Below are 14,329 nucleotides of genomic sequence, written 5' to 3'. Positions count from 1 at the left end.
AGCGCCCGGTATCAACCTGGCACAAGGGTTGCTGTTCATTTAGCAGACGTCTTCCGGGGAGCCTCTATTACACATACCAACGGCTCTTTAACCTGTGCTAAAAACGAAAGGACGGCATGCCATGAATATATTCGATCACTATCGCCAGCGCTATGAAGCTGCCAAGGACGAAGAGTTCACACTGCAGGAATTTCTTGCTATCTGTAAACAAGATCGCAGTGCCTACGCGAATGCGGCAGAACGGCTATTGACGGCCATTGGTGAGCCAGTGATGGTAGACACTGCCACAGAGCCACGGCTGTCCCGTCTCTTTTCAAACCGGGTGGTTGCCCGTTACCCGGCGTTTGAAGAGTTTTATGGCATGGAAGAGGCTATCGAACAGATCGTGGCCTACCTGAAACACGCGGCTCAGGGGTTGGAAGAGAAGAAACAAATTCTCTATCTGCTGGGGCCGGTGGGCGGCGGTAAATCTTCCCTGGCCGAGCGCCTGAAAGCATTGATGCAGCGCGTGCCTATTTACGTGCTGAGCGCCAACGGCGAACGTAGCCCGGTCAACGACCATCCGCTGTGCCTGTTTAACCCACAGGAAGACGCCTCCATTCTGGAAAAAGAATATGGCATCCCTAACCGCTACCTCGGCACCATCATGTCGCCGTGGGCAGCCAAACGCCTGAGCGAATTTGGCGGCGACATCACCAAATTCCGCGTGGTGAAAGTCTGGCCGTCCATTCTGGCGCAGATTGCGATTGCCAAAACCGAACCCGGCGATGAGAACAACCAGGATATCTCTGCGCTGGTCGGTAAAGTGGATATCCGCAAACTGGAACACCACGCGCAAAACGACCCGGATGCTTACGGCTACTCCGGGGCGCTGTGCCGGGCCAACCAGGGCATCATGGAATTTGTGGAGATGTTTAAAGCGCCCATCAAGGTGCTTCACCCGCTGCTGACCGCCACTCAGGAAGGCAACTACAACGGCACGGAAGGCATCTCTGCCCTGCCGTTCAACGGGATTATTCTTGCGCACTCGAACGAATCCGAGTGGGTCACCTTCCGCAATAACAAAAACAACGAGGCGTTCCTTGACCGCGTGTACATCGTCAAGGTGCCTTACTGCCTGCGCATCTCGGAAGAGATCAAAATCTACGAGAAACTGCTCAACCACAGCGAACTGTCCCACGCGCCTTGCGCCCCGGGCACCCTGGAAACGCTTTCTCGCTTCTCTATCCTGTCGCGCCTGAAAGAGCCGGAAAACTCCAGCATCTACTCGAAAATGCGCGTCTATGACGGGGAAAGTCTGAAAGACACCGATCCGAAAGCCAAGTCCTACCAGGAATATCGGGACTACGCCGGGGTCGATGAAGGCATGAACGGGCTCTCGACGCGCTTCGCCTTTAAAATCCTCTCCCGCGTGTTCAACTTTGACCACGTTGAAGTGGCAGCGAACCCGGTGCACCTGTTCTATGTGCTGGAACAGCAAATCGAACGCGAGCAGTTCCCGCAGGATCAGGCAGAGAAATACCTGGAATACCTCAAAGGCTACCTGATTCCGAAATATGCGGAATTTATCGGCAAGGAGATCCAGACCGCCTATCTCGAATCTTACTCAGAGTACGGACAGAACATTTTTGACCGGTATGTCACCTACGCTGATTTCTGGATTCAGGATCAGGAGTACCGCGACCCGGATACCGGCCAGCTGTTTGACCGGGAATCCCTGAACGCGGAGCTGGAGAAAATTGAAAAACCGGCCGGGATCAGCAACCCGAAAGATTTCCGCAATGAAATCGTCAACTTCGTGCTGCGTGCCCGGGCCAATAATAACGGTCGTAACCCAAACTGGACCAGCTACGAGAAGCTGCGCACGGTTATCGAGAAGAAAATGTTCTCGAACACCGAAGAGCTGCTGCCCGTTATCTCGTTCAACGCCAAAACCTCCACCGACGAGCAGAAGAAACACGATGATTTTGTCGATCGGATGATGGAGAAAGGCTACACCCGCAAGCAGGTTCGCCTGCTGTGTGAATGGTATCTGCGGGTCCGTAAGTCTTCTTAAGGGAGTTTCATGCAGGTCACGCCGGGCGGCGTGGCCTGTTTGCGCACCTGGCATAAGCAGTTGGGGGAACTATGGCCTACTTCATAGACAGGCGGCTTAACGGCAAAAACAAGAGCGCGGTCAACCGCCAGCGCTTCTTGCGCCGCTATAAGGCGCAGATCAAACAGTCGATTTCCGGGGCCATCAACAAGCGTTCGGTGACCGACGTGGACAGCGGCGAATCCGTGTCCATCCCCATTGAGGATATCAACGAACCGATGTTTCATCAGGGTCGCGGTGGCCTGCGCCACCGCGTCCATCCCGGCAACGACCACTTTGTACAAAACGACCGCATTGAGCGCCCGCAGGGCGGAGGTGGCGGCGGTGGAAGCGGCCAGGGTCAGGCGAGCCAGGACGGCGAAGGCCAGGATGAATTCGTGTTCCAGATCTCCAAAGATGAATATCTCGACTTACTGTTCGAGGATCTGGCGCTGCCGAACCTGAAACGTAACCAGCACCGGCAGATCACCGAATTTAAATCCCATCGCGCAGGTTTCACCTCTAACGGCGTCCCGGCCAATATCAGCGTTGTTCGCTCGCTGCAAAACTCGCTGGCTCGCCGTACGGCAATGAGCGCGGGTAAACGCCGTTTGCTACACGAACTCGAAGAGACCCTAGACACCGTCAGCCGCAGCGAACCCGCTCAGCTGCTGGAAGAGGAACGCCTGCGCAAAGAGATTGCAGAGCTGCGGGAAAAAATTGCCCGCGTGCCGTTTATCGACACCTTCGATCTCCGCTACAAGAATTACGAGAAACGCCCGGAACCTTCCAGCCAGGCGGTGATGTTCTGCCTGATGGACGTCTCCGGTTCGATGGACCAGGCGACAAAAGACATGGCCAAGCGCTTTTATATCCTGCTCTATCTGTTCCTGAGCCGGACCTATAAAAACGTGGAGGTGGTTTATATTCGCCACCATACCCAGGCGAAGGAGGTGGACGAACACGAGTTCTTCTACTCACAGGAAACCGGTGGGACCATTGTTTCCAGTGCCCTGAAGCTGATGGATGAAGTCGTGCAGGAGCGCTACGATCCGGCGCAGTGGAACATCTACGCCGCGCAGGCCTCGGACGGCGACAACTGGGCAGACGATTCGCCGCTGTGCCATGAGATCCTGGCGAAAAAACTGCTGCCGGTGGTGCGTTACTACAGCTACATCGAAATCACCCGCCGGGCGCACCAGACCCTGTGGCGCGAATACGAAAATCTGCAGGCCACTTTCGAGAACTTCGCGATGCAGCATATCCGCGATCAGGATGATATTTATCCTGTGTTCCGGGAACTGTTCCAAAAACAGACTTCAGACTCTCATAGCTAGTTAAAAATCAGTAAGTTGCACGATGAAAACCTGTTGCCAAACGGATTCAGTTGGCAACAGGTTCATGCATTCAGTGCCTTCAAAGAAATCGCCCGACACTCAAAAAGTCATGTTCAAGCGGCTTCCTATTTAACCGCAGCGTTTCCCCCGTCAGCAAACAAGGCTGAACCAGCCACAAAACTCGACATATTACTCGCCAGAAACAGTGCCGCGCTGGCTATCTCCTCCGGCTGTGCCAGACGTTTCAACGCATGCAGCCCCGCAGCCCAGGCTTTCTGATGCTCATCACCAGCCATTCGGGTTTCCGTTCCTCCAGGCAGTAAGGCATTGGCACGGATGCCTTGTCCGGCATAATCTGCGGTAAGCCCCTTCACCAGCCCCATCAGCCCGGCCTTAGCTGCCGCATATGCGGCCATTCCCGGCAGACCTACGCTGGTACCGACGAAACTGGAGATAAAAATAAGAGAACCCCCACCTCGTTTGAGCATCAACGGGATCTGGCTCCGGGCACCGAAATAACCCGCTGTCAGGTTAACGGTCAGCGTATGCTGCCATTCGTCAGGGGTGATCTCTGCCAGTGGACGGATAGTGCCCGTTGTACCGGCATTATTGACCGCAATATCGATACCGCCGAATGCATCAGCAGCCAGGGCGGCGATTGAAGCATGCGTTTGCTCCTCGCCTGCGTCCCCGACAAAAATCCTGACATCACTGCCAACGGAACGAAGCTCCGCCGCCAGCGCATCCAGCGGTGCCTGACTCCTCGCATTCAGAATCAACGAAGCGCCATGCTGAGCAAACAAAATAGCAACAGCCCGTCCAATACCTTCCGAGGCGCCAGTAATCACAGCGACTTTACCTTCAAGTAATTTCATCACTTTCCCCATTTCATTAATGAGATTCCGAAACTCATTTTGAATCTTTCTGTTCATTTTCTTGATGCGTGTCGCCGTTTGATTTCAGCGGCTTATCCGTAAGCCTATGTCCAGGCTATGCCATAAAAACTCTGTTTCTTGCTTTTTAATTAACTTATTGATGGATAAACGCGTTATGGCGGGCCCGGCAAAACCGGATAGGGTGCGCGAAATGACAAGCCTTCAACATTTGGAGAAGGCGTTTTGGATGTTTTTAAGGCTATCCCACGTTGAAAGGTGTACCTGAAACGAATCATCGGTTTGCAGCGGATAAGGAAAAGCTTAAAGCCGGCGCTTCACCGGCTTTTTATCCCTGAGAGAAAAGAAAACGGGGGAATAACCTGAATCAGGCTGACGCCTGCTTATTGATGGAGCTCAATGTCGTATCCCCACTGTTTCCAGTGAAGCAGCTGTTCCTGCTGGGCTGTCGATAACGTCTTTCCCACCCATAGGAAAATATGTTGCCCGGGGAAAAGCTCCGGACGCAACGTATCCACCGGCTCGGCAAATACGTTCACGGTCAGGCCTCTGCGGGACAGGCGCCACGCCTCCAGCCATAACGCAGCCCGATCGTCCGTCTGCCAGCCAATCAGCAGGATGTCGCCCAAACTTTGGTTCTGCGCCGCCGCCAGGCTCTGGGCACAATGGCAGATCAACGCGCCATCCAGCAGGCTGCGCATCAACAAAGCCGTGGATTCATCCTGGCTAAGTTTTTGCCTCACGGGCAGCAAAAGGTTATCAATCAGTAAGTCTGCGCTGTGCTCCCGGCTGAGAGAAGTAATCTTCTCACGCAGCTTTCCAGGATTAACTTTCCTGACCAGAAGCATCATTTCTTCTTGCAGCGTTACCCACAGCTGCTCTTCCGGCACGTGGCTGCGCTCCAGCAGGGCTTTCACTTTGCCTACGGAAACGCCTTTGCTCATCCAGTATTTGATTTCTTCGATGCGCTGAATATCCGCATCATCGAACTGGCGATGCCCCCCCTCGCTACGCTGGGGCTTCAGCAAGCCGTAGCGGCGCTGCCAGGCTCGCAGGGTGACCGGGTTGATACCACATCGCTCTGCTACATCACCGATAGTGTAATAGGCCATAGTGTCCCTCCCCGTACACAGATCCCACGTCTCCATTGAAACATCACTCAATCTGTTCAATGTGTACAATTTTTTTACGAGTTGTACAAGTGAAATCTGATGCCTTTGAGGCACGACACGCGGCAGATATCACAACTCTGCTTTACGCTCCGGCCAGGCAATACGGAAAGCGCCGTGCCCGCAGGGTTTAGCAAACAAACTTCCCTGGAAGTGAGAAATACCGGCCGCCTCGAGCCACATCCACTCTTCCGGTTGCTCAATACCCGTGGCTGAAACCGCAATTTCAAGGGAGGCGCAGCATTTGATTATGGCCTGGATAATCGCCTGCTGTGGCCCACTTTTATGAATGCCCCGAATCAGCGACTGGTTAATTTTCAGCCTTTCAGGTTGAAACTGTGCCAGCAGCTGTAGCCCAGCAAAGCCGACGCCAAAATCATCAATCGCAAGCTTGATACCGGCCGATTTAAGCTGCCTGATAGCGTCGGTAAACGCATCCATCTGCGGCATGATTTCGCTTTCGGTAAACTCAATAACCACCTGCTCGGGAACAAGCCCGTTCGCCTCAATATCCGCCAGCAGTTGTTCCACGGCGTCAGGAATCATGACCAGCGTCATCGGCAGCAGATTGATGCATAGCGTTTGCACGCCAATATTAGCGGCGCATGCTGCGGTGAAAGCGGCCTTCGCGTTCAGCAGTTCAGCCAGGTAAACATCGCCCCCTTCCTCTGGCGCTGAATTAGCTTCCGTGGCTAACACCTCTACTGCCGCGACAGTACGAGCCATTGGGTCGACAATCGGTTGAAAAACTATCTTTTTATGCAGCGTTTGTGGACTTGATGCCGAATGAGTCGGCGCATCGAGAATAAATTCCCACGCATCACCCGGAGGGATCTCAAAATAGTTCTCTTTTTCCGTCGATTCGATGAAGGTCCGGAAAAAACTCAAGGCCCGGTCATCGTAAGCCAGTTGATATCGGCTAGTCCCTTTTTCCAGAACGACCTGCAAGACATCGTTTTTATCGTGCTCTCTTAAATCAAAAAGCTCCATGCCCACTCGCCCAAAGCGGCGGGCCGGGGCGTAATCACAGAGCAATTCAACAATGTTGTGATGGCGATCGTCTTTACAAATAGCGTGATAAACCTTCTGCACGCTCTCTTCCGGGCCTTCCAAGAGTTGAAAGAAATGTCTGCCGTTGAATAGCAGGATCCCCGTCACATTAGCGTCAATATTTTTTGCATTTGCCGCGGAGACCATCGCCTCCAAAACCTCAAACGGCGTGCTGGCGTGGATGTGGCTTCGGTAAATAACTGTCGTGAGCATGGCGGGTTCCAGCGAAAGGTTAAGGGAGTAACTTAACAGATCCCCGTCCTGACGTCGCCACATACTCAACAAAGTCTAAACAACTTAACAACATGGAATGTTTTGCTCGCCATTTACCTTTAGTCAAAATGTACAATTTTACGTATCGATAAGTTAAAAAATTTAAATCATAACCAATTGATAAATAAAGATTAGCATTTTTAGTCAAAAAATAACAGGCAAACTAATACACCTTCGTGTACAGTTTTTATAGCAATTGCATAACTTAGTTAACATCTTGCAACGTGTGAATTTACAGGAGCAACTTATGCGACAGGACACTTTTATACCAGGTCAGAACAGCGTAGAAAATGACATTGCGCGCTATTTTAGCCGCGTTGCGCCGCCGTCTCAGCAGGAAACAATGGGGCAAATTGTGCTCGAAATTCTCAGCGATGGCCGCAATCTGAACAGAAAAGCGATCTGTACCAAATTGCTCTCTCGACTCGATCGCGTTTCTGAACCGGAAGAAGAAAAGCACTATCAGGCCCTGTTGGGCATGCTTTTTACTCGCTAGCGAATAACCAGCCCGGAGTTCAATCAGAGTAATGCGTACGCTCCCTGGTGGGAGAGTCACCTTGAAGTATAAATGCTGAATTTTCCTCATTCTCAGACTCCGGCAAATGACTTCATGCCAGCGGTATTTACCCCCGGCGAAGGAATCAGGAGTAACGAAGTGAAGAGAAGCGACGATGAACAATTAACGGACGAGATTATCGGCGAAGCAGCGCTGTCGTTACTGAACAGCAACAGCGCAATTAATACCCGCGCTTTAGTTGCCAGGTTAGAAGCGATGTTTATATCGGAGCAAGAAGTACGGCGACGTAACGCGCTACAGAAAATTATCGCTGAAATCGAGGGGAATATTTCCCAGAGTCTGACAGGAAAGACAGAAAAAAAAGCGCTTTCAGGCGCAGTTAAGACTCAACGGCTTAACGAAAAAAATGTCCACTAGCGGCCCATGGCCAACAACTGAAAAACGGTGAATGACTATGACACAGCTAATTTCTAATCCCTCTGCAATGCATACCGGAATCGTAGACCACGCATTATCCGACTTTATAATAAGCACAGCAGACCGACACGCAGAGGAAAATGCTGCCATCAGTCAGGCCGTCACCGCCATTCTGGCTGCCAATAAGAGCGTTTCCAATAAAGCGATTATTATCTGGCTGGTTGACGCCCTGGAAACGACTCAAGACGTCGTCATGTGCGACGTTTATCGCAATGCTTTAGAGATTGTTGTGGGCCATACCGTGGACGATATTTAAGGCCTGCGCAAACAATTAAGGCCGGCCAGAACCGGCCTTTATTGTTTCTGAATTACAGCGTTTTCTTCATAAAATATCGGCTGGTGCCTTCGGGTAAACAGTCAATTTTGCCAAATGCCTCCCAGCCATGCTTGCGGTAGAAGTCCGGAGCCTGGAAACTGATGGTATATAAAAAACCAGCCACACAGCCGCGCCTGCGCCCTTCTGTTTCAAACGTCCTCAGGATCTCGCTGCCTAATCCATGCGCTCTTAACTCAGGCGGTAAATAAAACAGATCGATAAACAGTACACCGAGGGACGAACGCCCCAACATCCCACCAACAACTTTCCCACTCTCGGAACTGCGAACCACAACCGCCAGCGGCTGGCGATCGTTTATCCCACTCATCGCATCGTTAAACTCACCGAGCCCCGCTTCGATGGGCAGCGAATACTCCTCGCTGATTTGATCAGAAATTTCTAGTTTGAAACCCGACATCGCATACCTCACTGACATTGCCCCTTATCACCCTACCAGTTCTTGCGTTGAGCCTGGCCGACAACACTGTATATATTTACAGACCGTAAAAACAAGAGTCTAAAATGATGAAAAGAGAACGCTATCGGCTTTCCGTCGCCGTATTTGTTGTCCTGCGCCGCAGAGACGAAATTTGTCTCATCCGCAGAGCGAACACCGGCTGGATGGACGGCTTCTATAGCCTGCCCGCAGGCAGTCTTGAAAGCGGTGAAACGCTGCTTAATGCCGCAGCCAGAGAAGCCCACGAAGAGACGGGGGTGATCATTGAGACCGAAGCCCTCAGGCCAGTTCACTTGATGCACGTTAAAACCGAAGATCGTTCGTGGATGGGCCACTTCTTTCTCTGTTCAGACTGGCAGCGCGAGCCTTATATCGCCGAGCCGAATAAGCATTCTGATCTGCTATGGGTAAATATCAGGCAGTTGCCGGAGAACATCGTGCCCTATGTTAAACAAGCCATCAGCGCTATTATCAACGGCGAGATTTATTCCGAATACGGCTGGCTAAGCTAAGCGAACGTAGAGCGCCATACATGCTGGGCCTGTGGCAACCAGGCCGGCAAGTTAGCCTGATACCACTCAAGATACCGGGTTAACATTTGCGGGTGTCTGTGGGAAAGAAGATTCAGCACTTCTACCACCAGCCAGGCTTTAGCCAAAAGCACATGACGTGTCAGGCGTGACTTCGACCACTGAGGTGCCACTTGTTGATATCGCGCTACCATGAGGTGAATACTGGCCGGTTCCCCCATTCCTTTAATCAGAGGTGCCAAATCTATCGCCGGGCTCCCACGGCCAAAGCGCTCCCAGTCAAATAAAACCAACTCTCCCCCGGCTCGGCGTCCCCAGTTTCCGGCATTTGAATCCCCCGAAACCCATTGCTGCGGCTCGAAAAGCACATCACTTTGAGCTTTGAAATAATGCAAAACTGCTTCGAGCTCCGGGGGCAATTTCAGCAGGCTTAATGCCAACGCCATTTGCTCATCCCTCCACTGATGCCGCCTGAATGTCCCTGAGGGTTTCATCTGGCAATGATGGAGCAACGCCAGCTTTTCATACAAATCGGGGTCGGCAGTCAGCGTTTCCAGTGAACAAGGCTGCGGGATAAATTCGATGATCAGCCGTCGTGCCTGGCGGTTAAGGGAATAAACGTCGGGAATGCCAGGTCCCTCCGCCCTAAACACGGAGGCATGGTGCTGATAAAAATCGAGTTCAACTTCGGAAGCATCTCGCTTTTCAACAGCAGGTTTTCCCTGAAAAACGCATTCACGCACGAGGGCATTTCCCATCTGCGTCAGTACATTATTAGCCATCTTTTGCCCGAATTTTTGCATGTCAGATAACTATTATCGCGATAGGATGAAAATTCAAAGCAGAGACTTAGAAAGACGACAAGAGGCAGTGCAATGACATCCCACGCAAAAGGCGAAGACGTCCATCAGCAACTTATCGATTTACTCGAGCAACAGCAGGCCCGCTACCGTGTGGTAAAACATGTCGCGGCGGGGAAATGTGAAGAAGTCTCGGCAATCCGCGGCACCGAACTTGGCCAGGGCGCAAAAGCGCTGGTCTGCAAAGTCAAAGGCAACGGCGTCAAGCTGCACGTGCTGGCGATTCTGGCGGCGGACAAACAGGCGGATCTGAGCCTGCTGGCGCAGCATCTGGGCGGCCTGAAAGCGTCGCTGGCAAGCCCGGCGGAAGTGGATGAGTTAACGCGATGTGTGTTTGGCGCTATTCCGCCGTTCAGCTTTCACGCTCAGCTCCGGCTGGTGGCCGACCCGTCTATTTTCGAGCGTTTTTCAGAAATTGCCTTCAATGCAGGGTTGCTGGAAAAGTCAGTGGTGATGGATACGCAGGATTATTTGCGCATTGCGCGCCCGGAGCTGGTCAATTTTCACCGCCCCGAATAGCTACCCGAGGCGTTCGAGATAAAGGACAGACAGCACCAATACCGAAGCGATCCCGAGGAACGCGGCAGTGATGCAAATCGTGTCGAATAACGCTGGATCGCCCATCCTTTTCTCCCGCAAGCCATTGCTCGCTGTCATATCGTTCAATTATTGACCACAAAAATGACAGAATGATGAACGGCCACAGAATCACTGTCGGCCATTCGCCACAACAATAAAAGTTAAAAACCTCTTATTTGGCAAGGATATATCATGATTTTTGACCCCACACTTTTGATCCTTCTGGCGCTGGCGGGATTAGGTTTTGTCAGCCATAACACCACCGTCGCGGTTTCCATCCTCGTGCTGATTATTGTGCGCGTCACCCCGCTGAACACCTTTTTTCCGTGGATTGAGAAACAGGGCCTGACGGTGGGGATCATTATTCTGACTATCGGCGTGATGGCCCCGATAGCCAGCGGCACCCTGCCCGCCAGCAACCTGATCCACTCTTTCACCCACTGGAAATCGCTGGTGGCGATTGTCGTCGGGATTGCGGTTTCATGGCTCGGCGGGCGCGGCGTGACGCTGATGGGCAGTCAGCCAGGCCTGGTAGGCGGTCTGCTGGTTGGCACCGTCCTTGGCGTCGCCCTGTTCCGTGGCGTGCCGGTCGGGCCGCTGATCGCCGCCGGGCTGGTTTCCCTTATTGTGGGTAAGCAGTAGCCTCCTGCCGCTGCCAGCGGTGAATGCGCCAGGCCAGCGCGCTGCACAGCAGGTAATAAACCAGACCGGTAAAGATAAAAATGGCCGCCGGGTAAATTTGTACCCGGCTGTTAACCTGCCCGGCCACGGTTGTCAGCTCCGGTACGTTGACGATAAACGCCAGCGACGTGTCTTTGATGAGCGAGATAAACAGCCCTGCAAACGACGGTAAAGCGTTGCGCAGCGCCTGAGGCAACAGCACTAACCTCAGCGTTTGCCATGGCGTAAACCCGCCGGCAATTGCCGCCTCATTTTGCCCCTTCGCCAGCGCATTCAGCGCCGCCAGCGTGGTGTACATCACCGCCGCAGACGTAAACCAGGCCAGCGCCAGCGTGACGGTTAACGGCCCCGGTAAATCACGCCCGGTAATGGCGGGCAGCAGGAAATAGAGCCAGAAGATAACAAAAATCAGCGGAATGCCGCGGATCAAATCGGCCCAAATGAAAAGTACCCGCCGCACAATACCGCCGTAGCGCCAGGCGACACAGGCCAGCAATAACCCCAGCCCCAGGGCAAGCACGCCAGCGCCCACGGCCATCATCAGCGTTAGCAACACGCCGCCCGGCTCGCCCTGAGCCATTTTTCCCCACAGCAAATAATCGAGGTTGTCCGTAATAACCGAAATGTTAGCGATCATGCTGTACCTCCGGTTTACGTAACCCGCGTTTCCCTGGCGCAAAGAGTGTAAATAGCCCGCTCATCGCCAACCCCAGCAGCAGATAAAGCACCGTGCCTGCGGCAAAAGCGCCCAACGCATGGGCGTTGTAGCTTTCGATACGGCGCACCTGGCTGGTGAGCTCGGCAAAGCCGATGCCCGTGGCCAGCGAGGAGAGCTTCATCAGGTTGAGATATTGCCCGACCACCGGCTGCCAGGCGTTAACCACGCCCTGGGGCAGCAGCACGGTGCGAAAAAGCTGCCACTCAGAGAAGCCCTGAGAAAGTGCAGCTTCGGTTTGCCCCTTCGGCACCGCCTGCAACCCGCTGCGGATCTCCTCCACCAAAAATGCCGAGGTGAAAACCCCTAGCCCCCACGCCGCGCAGAGAAACTCCGGCGTCAGCCACCAGACGCCGCCGGGCAGCTGGGACCAGCTGTGATCGTCATTAATAAAGCCGCGCCAGCTCTGCGGCAGCGCGTTCCACGCCGCGAAATACCAGAAAAGCAGCTGTACCAGCAAAGGCGTATTGCGAAAAATGGAGATCCAGCTTGCCGTGAAATAGCGTCCCGCCCGGCCACCGGCGAGCCGAAGCCCCAGCAACAACACGGCAAACAACGTCGCAATGATTATCCCGGCTAACGTCACCCACGCGGTGGTCAGCAAACCGGAGATCAGCCAGGCTCGCGGTGCTCCACTTAACACCCCCGCCCAGTCAAAGTAGCTGTTCATGATTCGGCCCCGGCATGTAGCGGGTCGAGTACCTTTTGCAGGAAACGACGGGCGCGGGGATGCTGCGGCGAGCGGAAAAACTGCGCCGGGGCCGCCTGCTCGAGAATGGCTCCGCCGTCAATGAACACCACTCGGTCGGCGATTTCACGCGCGAACTGCATCTCATGCGTGACCACAATCATGGTAATGCCGCTGTGGGCGAGATCCTTCATCACCTGCAGAACTTCACCGATCATCTCCGGGTCGAGGGCCGAAGTCGGTTCGTCAAACAGGATAATTTGCGGCGATGACGCCAGCGCCCTGGCAATCGCCACGCGCTGCTGCTGCCCGCCTGAAAGCTGCGCCGGATAGTGCTGCGCTTTGTCTGCGAGGCCGACTCGGGCCAACAGCGCCAGAGCCTGCTCATGCGCTGCCTCACGCTTCCAGCCGTGAACGTGGGTTAGCGACAGCGTAATGTTCTGCTCAGCCGTCAGGTGGGCGTAAAGGTTAAACTGCTGAAACACAAACCCGATTCGGCTTCGCAGGCGGCGCAGCGTCCTGTTATTCAGCGCTCGGGTGGATTTGCCATCGATAAAGATATCGCCATCGCTGAGGGTTTCGAGCTGGTTGATGAGCCGTATCAGCGTCGATTTCCCCGAACCGGACGGGCCGCAAATCGCCACTACTTCTCCGGCCGCGATAGTCAGGTCTATCTCGCGCAAGACGGATGTTTCACCATAATTTTTACTCGCTTTGCGAAATTCAACGCTGGCGGACTGCAGATGCAAAAAATCCGCAGCCGAAGCTGCGGACAAAAGAGGCGGTCGTTTAAACATATTATTTGGCTACAATTTTAAAGCTGCGCGGCTGCGGGGTTTTGCTGTCGGGGCCAAACCAGGCGCTGTAGATTTGCTCTGCCTTGCCACTTTGTTCCAGCTTCACCAGCTCGTCGTTAACCGCTTTTAAAAGGGCAGGTTCCCCTTTCTTCACGCCAACGCCAATCTCTTCCTTGCTCAGCAAGTCCGGCAGAATTTTAAACTTCGCCTTATCCGGCGCTTCGGCCAGCAGCCCGGCAAGAATAGTGCTGTCCTGAGTGATCGCCTGGACGTTACCGTTGCGCAGCGCGGTAAAAGCCAGCGGGATATCATCATAAGAAAGCACTCGAATTGACGGGAAACGCTGCACCAGCGCCTGTTCTCCGGTGGTGCCTTTCACCGCACCCACGCGCCCTTTCGCGTAATCCTCAAGCTTATCCGGCCCGGAAGCCGGGACCAGGAACTGCTGCCCGGTCACAAAATAAGGGGTAGAGAAATCTACCACCTGGGCGCGTTCCGGCGTAATGGTGATATCCGCCACGATAAGGTCGACCTTACCGGACTGCAGGAGCGGAATACGGTTCGCCGGGTTGGTGGCCACCAGCTCAAGCTTAACGCCCAGAGATTTAGCCAGTGCTTTCGCGAAATCAACGTCATAGCCCACGATATCGTGTGTTTTAGCATCTACAGAGCCAAAAGGTGGATTTGCGTCAAAAGTGGCCACTTTAACCACCCCCGCTTTTTGAATATCCGCCAGCTGGTCTGCGTGAACCGCGGCGGAGGCCAGGCCGGACAGGGCCAGAACCAAAGCAGAGAGCGTTAATTTACGTTGCGCTGTTGTGTGTGAAGTTGTGTACGTTAAAGCCTTTACCTGTGCCATTGATTTTCCTTGTTATCCCGTCTGTGAGCGAGCTATGCCTTTACGCTCGCACAAGCG

The 14,329-nt window shown here is 53.7% G+C and carries 18 protein-coding genes; 8 read left to right on the top strand and 10 right to left on the bottom strand.

The features are described 5' to 3' along the window. Positions 1-121 precede the first annotated feature (121 nt). A complete protein-coding gene (gene yeaG, locus F3J26_RS11765; RefSeq protein WP_008456669.1) occupies positions 122-2,056 on the top strand; it encodes a protein kinase YeaG in 1,935 nt (644 codons plus the stop codon). Positions 2,057-2,127: 71 nt separating this feature from the next. Then, positions 2,128-3,411, top strand: a complete 1,284-nt coding sequence (locus F3J26_RS11760; protein WP_039292166.1) for a YeaH/YhbH family protein — start codon at positions 2,128-2,130, stop codon at positions 3,409-3,411. Positions 3,412-3,536: 125 nt separating this feature from the next. Here the strand turns inward: F3J26_RS11760 and F3J26_RS11755 are convergent, their stop codons facing one another. From F3J26_RS11755 to F3J26_RS11745, 3 genes are all read right to left on the bottom strand, one after another. Next, positions 3,537-4,286, bottom strand: coding sequence for an SDR family oxidoreductase (locus F3J26_RS11755; RefSeq protein ID WP_166993974.1), 750 nt, complete (start codon positions 4,284-4,286; stop codon positions 3,537-3,539). Positions 4,287-4,687: 401 nt separating this feature from the next. Next, complete coding sequence (locus tag F3J26_RS11750; protein ID WP_166993972.1) at positions 4,688-5,416, bottom strand: MerR family transcriptional regulator; 729 nt, start codon at positions 5,414-5,416, stop codon at positions 4,688-4,690. 129 nt (positions 5,417-5,545) lie between these two features. Then, the gene (locus F3J26_RS11745) at positions 5,546-6,736 is read right to left on the bottom strand and encodes an EAL domain-containing protein (protein WP_166993970.1); all 1,191 of its coding nucleotides are present in this window, start codon (positions 6,734-6,736) and stop codon (positions 5,546-5,548) included. 307 nt (positions 6,737-7,043) lie between these two features. Here F3J26_RS11745 and ycgZ point away from each other — a divergent pair, with 307 nt between their 5' ends. The 3 genes from ycgZ to F3J26_RS11730 all read left to right on the top strand — a co-directional run bounded on the left by ycgZ (position 7,044) and on the right by F3J26_RS11730 (position 8,046). Continuing rightward, complete coding sequence (gene ycgZ / locus F3J26_RS11740; protein ID WP_166993968.1) at positions 7,044-7,292, top strand: regulatory protein YcgZ; 249 nt, start codon at positions 7,044-7,046, stop codon at positions 7,290-7,292. Positions 7,293-7,364: 72 nt separating this feature from the next. Then, the gene (locus F3J26_RS11735; RefSeq protein WP_286180252.1) at positions 7,365-7,730 is read left to right on the top strand and encodes a hypothetical protein; all 366 of its coding nucleotides are present in this window, start codon (positions 7,365-7,367) and stop codon (positions 7,728-7,730) included. Positions 7,731-7,767: 37 nt separating this feature from the next. Next, on the top strand, positions 7,768-8,046 hold the full coding sequence (locus F3J26_RS11730) for a biofilm development regulator YmgB/AriR family protein (RefSeq protein WP_286180251.1): 279 nt from the start codon (positions 7,768-7,770) through the stop codon (positions 8,044-8,046). Between the two features lie 52 nt (positions 8,047-8,098). Here the strand turns inward: F3J26_RS11730 and F3J26_RS11725 are convergent, their stop codons facing one another. Further along, positions 8,099-8,524: a GNAT family N-acetyltransferase gene (locus F3J26_RS11725; RefSeq protein WP_008456684.1), complete on the bottom strand. Its 426-nt coding sequence runs from the start codon at positions 8,522-8,524 to the stop codon at positions 8,099-8,101. A 104-nt stretch (positions 8,525-8,628) separates the two neighbouring features. Here F3J26_RS11725 and F3J26_RS11720 point away from each other — a divergent pair, with 104 nt between their 5' ends. Beyond that, a complete protein-coding gene (locus F3J26_RS11720; RefSeq protein ID WP_286180250.1) occupies positions 8,629-9,075 on the top strand; it encodes an NUDIX hydrolase in 447 nt (148 codons plus the stop codon). Here F3J26_RS11720 and F3J26_RS11715 read toward each other — a convergent pair. After that, a complete protein-coding gene (locus tag F3J26_RS11715) occupies positions 9,072-9,896 on the bottom strand; it encodes a phosphotransferase family protein (RefSeq protein WP_166993964.1) in 825 nt (274 codons plus the stop codon). The genes F3J26_RS11720 and F3J26_RS11715 overlap by 4 nt on opposite strands. Positions 9,897-9,968: 72 nt before the next feature. Here F3J26_RS11715 and F3J26_RS11710 point away from each other — a divergent pair, with 72 nt between their 5' ends. Then, positions 9,969-10,472: a YbaK/EbsC family protein gene (locus tag F3J26_RS11710; RefSeq protein ID WP_166993962.1), complete on the top strand. Its 504-nt coding sequence runs from the start codon at positions 9,969-9,971 to the stop codon at positions 10,470-10,472. On the opposite strand, the gene yoaI is transcribed toward F3J26_RS11710, so the two are convergent. Continuing rightward, positions 10,473-10,577, bottom strand: a complete 105-nt coding sequence (yoaI, locus tag F3J26_RS22790; protein WP_284143111.1) for a small membrane protein YoaI — start codon at positions 10,575-10,577, stop codon at positions 10,473-10,475. A 150-nt stretch (positions 10,578-10,727) separates the two neighbouring features. On the opposite strand from yoaI, the gene F3J26_RS11705 reads away from it, so the two are divergent. Then, a complete protein-coding gene (locus F3J26_RS11705) occupies positions 10,728-11,174 on the top strand; it encodes a DUF441 domain-containing protein (protein WP_034808455.1) in 447 nt (148 codons plus the stop codon). Here F3J26_RS11705 and F3J26_RS11700 read toward each other — a convergent pair. Genes F3J26_RS11700 through F3J26_RS11685 form a run of 4 tightly spaced genes read right to left on the bottom strand, consistent with a single transcriptional unit; the run spans position 11,155 to position 14,272 of the window. Beyond that, positions 11,155-11,850 (bottom strand): amino acid ABC transporter permease, encoded by a 696-nt coding sequence (locus F3J26_RS11700; protein ID WP_166993960.1) that lies wholly within the window; start codon positions 11,848-11,850, stop codon positions 11,155-11,157. The genes F3J26_RS11705 and F3J26_RS11700 overlap by 20 nt on opposite strands. Further along, entirely contained in the window at positions 11,840-12,598 is a 759-nt protein-coding gene (locus F3J26_RS11695; protein WP_166993958.1) for an amino acid ABC transporter permease, read from the bottom strand. The genes F3J26_RS11700 and F3J26_RS11695 overlap by 11 nt, the downstream gene beginning before the upstream one ends. Then, a complete protein-coding gene (locus F3J26_RS11690; RefSeq protein WP_166993956.1) occupies positions 12,595-13,413 on the bottom strand; it encodes an amino acid ABC transporter ATP-binding protein in 819 nt (272 codons plus the stop codon). Before F3J26_RS11690 ends, F3J26_RS11695 begins: the two co-directional genes overlap by 4 nt. Before the next feature lies 1 nt (position 13,414). Then, positions 13,415-14,272, bottom strand: a complete 858-nt coding sequence (locus F3J26_RS11685) for an ABC transporter substrate-binding protein (RefSeq protein WP_166993954.1) — start codon at positions 14,270-14,272, stop codon at positions 13,415-13,417. Positions 14,273-14,329: the final 57 nt, after the last annotated feature.

The organism is Enterobacter sp. Ap-867 (genome assembly GCF_011752855.1).
Lineage (GTDB): Bacteria > Pseudomonadota > Gammaproteobacteria > Enterobacterales > Enterobacteriaceae > Cedecea.
Note: the sequence above shows the minus strand (reverse complement) of the source record. Positions and strands in the feature narration are given on the sequence as shown.

Coding starts and splice junctions, on each gene's coding strand:
- yeaG (WP_008456669.1), top strand. CDS start 122: ATGAATATATTCGATCACTATCGCCAGCGCTATGAAGCTGCCAAGGAC.
- F3J26_RS11760 (WP_039292166.1), top strand. CDS start 2,128: ATGGCCTACTTCATAGACAGGCGGCTTAACGGCAAAAACAAGAGCGCG.
- F3J26_RS11755 (WP_166993974.1), bottom strand. CDS start 4,286: ATGAAATTACTTGAAGGTAAAGTCGCTGTGATTACTGGCGCCTCGGAA.
- F3J26_RS11750 (WP_166993972.1), bottom strand. CDS start 5,416: ATGGCCTATTACACTATCGGTGATGTAGCAGAGCGATGTGGTATCAAC.
- F3J26_RS11745 (WP_166993970.1), bottom strand. CDS start 6,736: ATGCTCACGACAGTTATTTACCGAAGCCACATCCACGCCAGCACGCCG.
- ycgZ (WP_166993968.1), top strand. CDS start 7,044: ATGCGACAGGACACTTTTATACCAGGTCAGAACAGCGTAGAAAATGAC.
- F3J26_RS11735 (WP_286180252.1), top strand. CDS start 7,365: ATGCTGAATTTTCCTCATTCTCAGACTCCGGCAAATGACTTCATGCCA.
- F3J26_RS11730 (WP_286180251.1), top strand. CDS start 7,768: ATGACACAGCTAATTTCTAATCCCTCTGCAATGCATACCGGAATCGTA.
- F3J26_RS11725 (WP_008456684.1), bottom strand. CDS start 8,524: ATGTCGGGTTTCAAACTAGAAATTTCTGATCAAATCAGCGAGGAGTAT.
- F3J26_RS11720 (WP_286180250.1), top strand. CDS start 8,629: ATGATGAAAAGAGAACGCTATCGGCTTTCCGTCGCCGTATTTGTTGTC.
- F3J26_RS11715 (WP_166993964.1), bottom strand. CDS start 9,896: ATGCAAAAATTCGGGCAAAAGATGGCTAATAATGTACTGACGCAGATG.
- F3J26_RS11710 (WP_166993962.1), top strand. CDS start 9,969: ATGACATCCCACGCAAAAGGCGAAGACGTCCATCAGCAACTTATCGAT.
- yoaI (WP_284143111.1), bottom strand. CDS start 10,577: ATGGGCGATCCAGCGTTATTCGACACGATTTGCATCACTGCCGCGTTC.
- F3J26_RS11700 (WP_166993960.1), bottom strand. CDS start 11,850: ATGATCGCTAACATTTCGGTTATTACGGACAACCTCGATTATTTGCTG.
- F3J26_RS11695 (WP_166993958.1), bottom strand. CDS start 12,598: ATGAACAGCTACTTTGACTGGGCGGGGGTGTTAAGTGGAGCACCGCGA.
- F3J26_RS11690 (WP_166993956.1), bottom strand. CDS start 13,413: ATGTTTAAACGACCGCCTCTTTTGTCCGCAGCTTCGGCTGCGGATTTT.
- F3J26_RS11685 (WP_166993954.1), bottom strand. CDS start 14,272: ATGGCACAGGTAAAGGCTTTAACGTACACAACTTCACACACAACAGCG.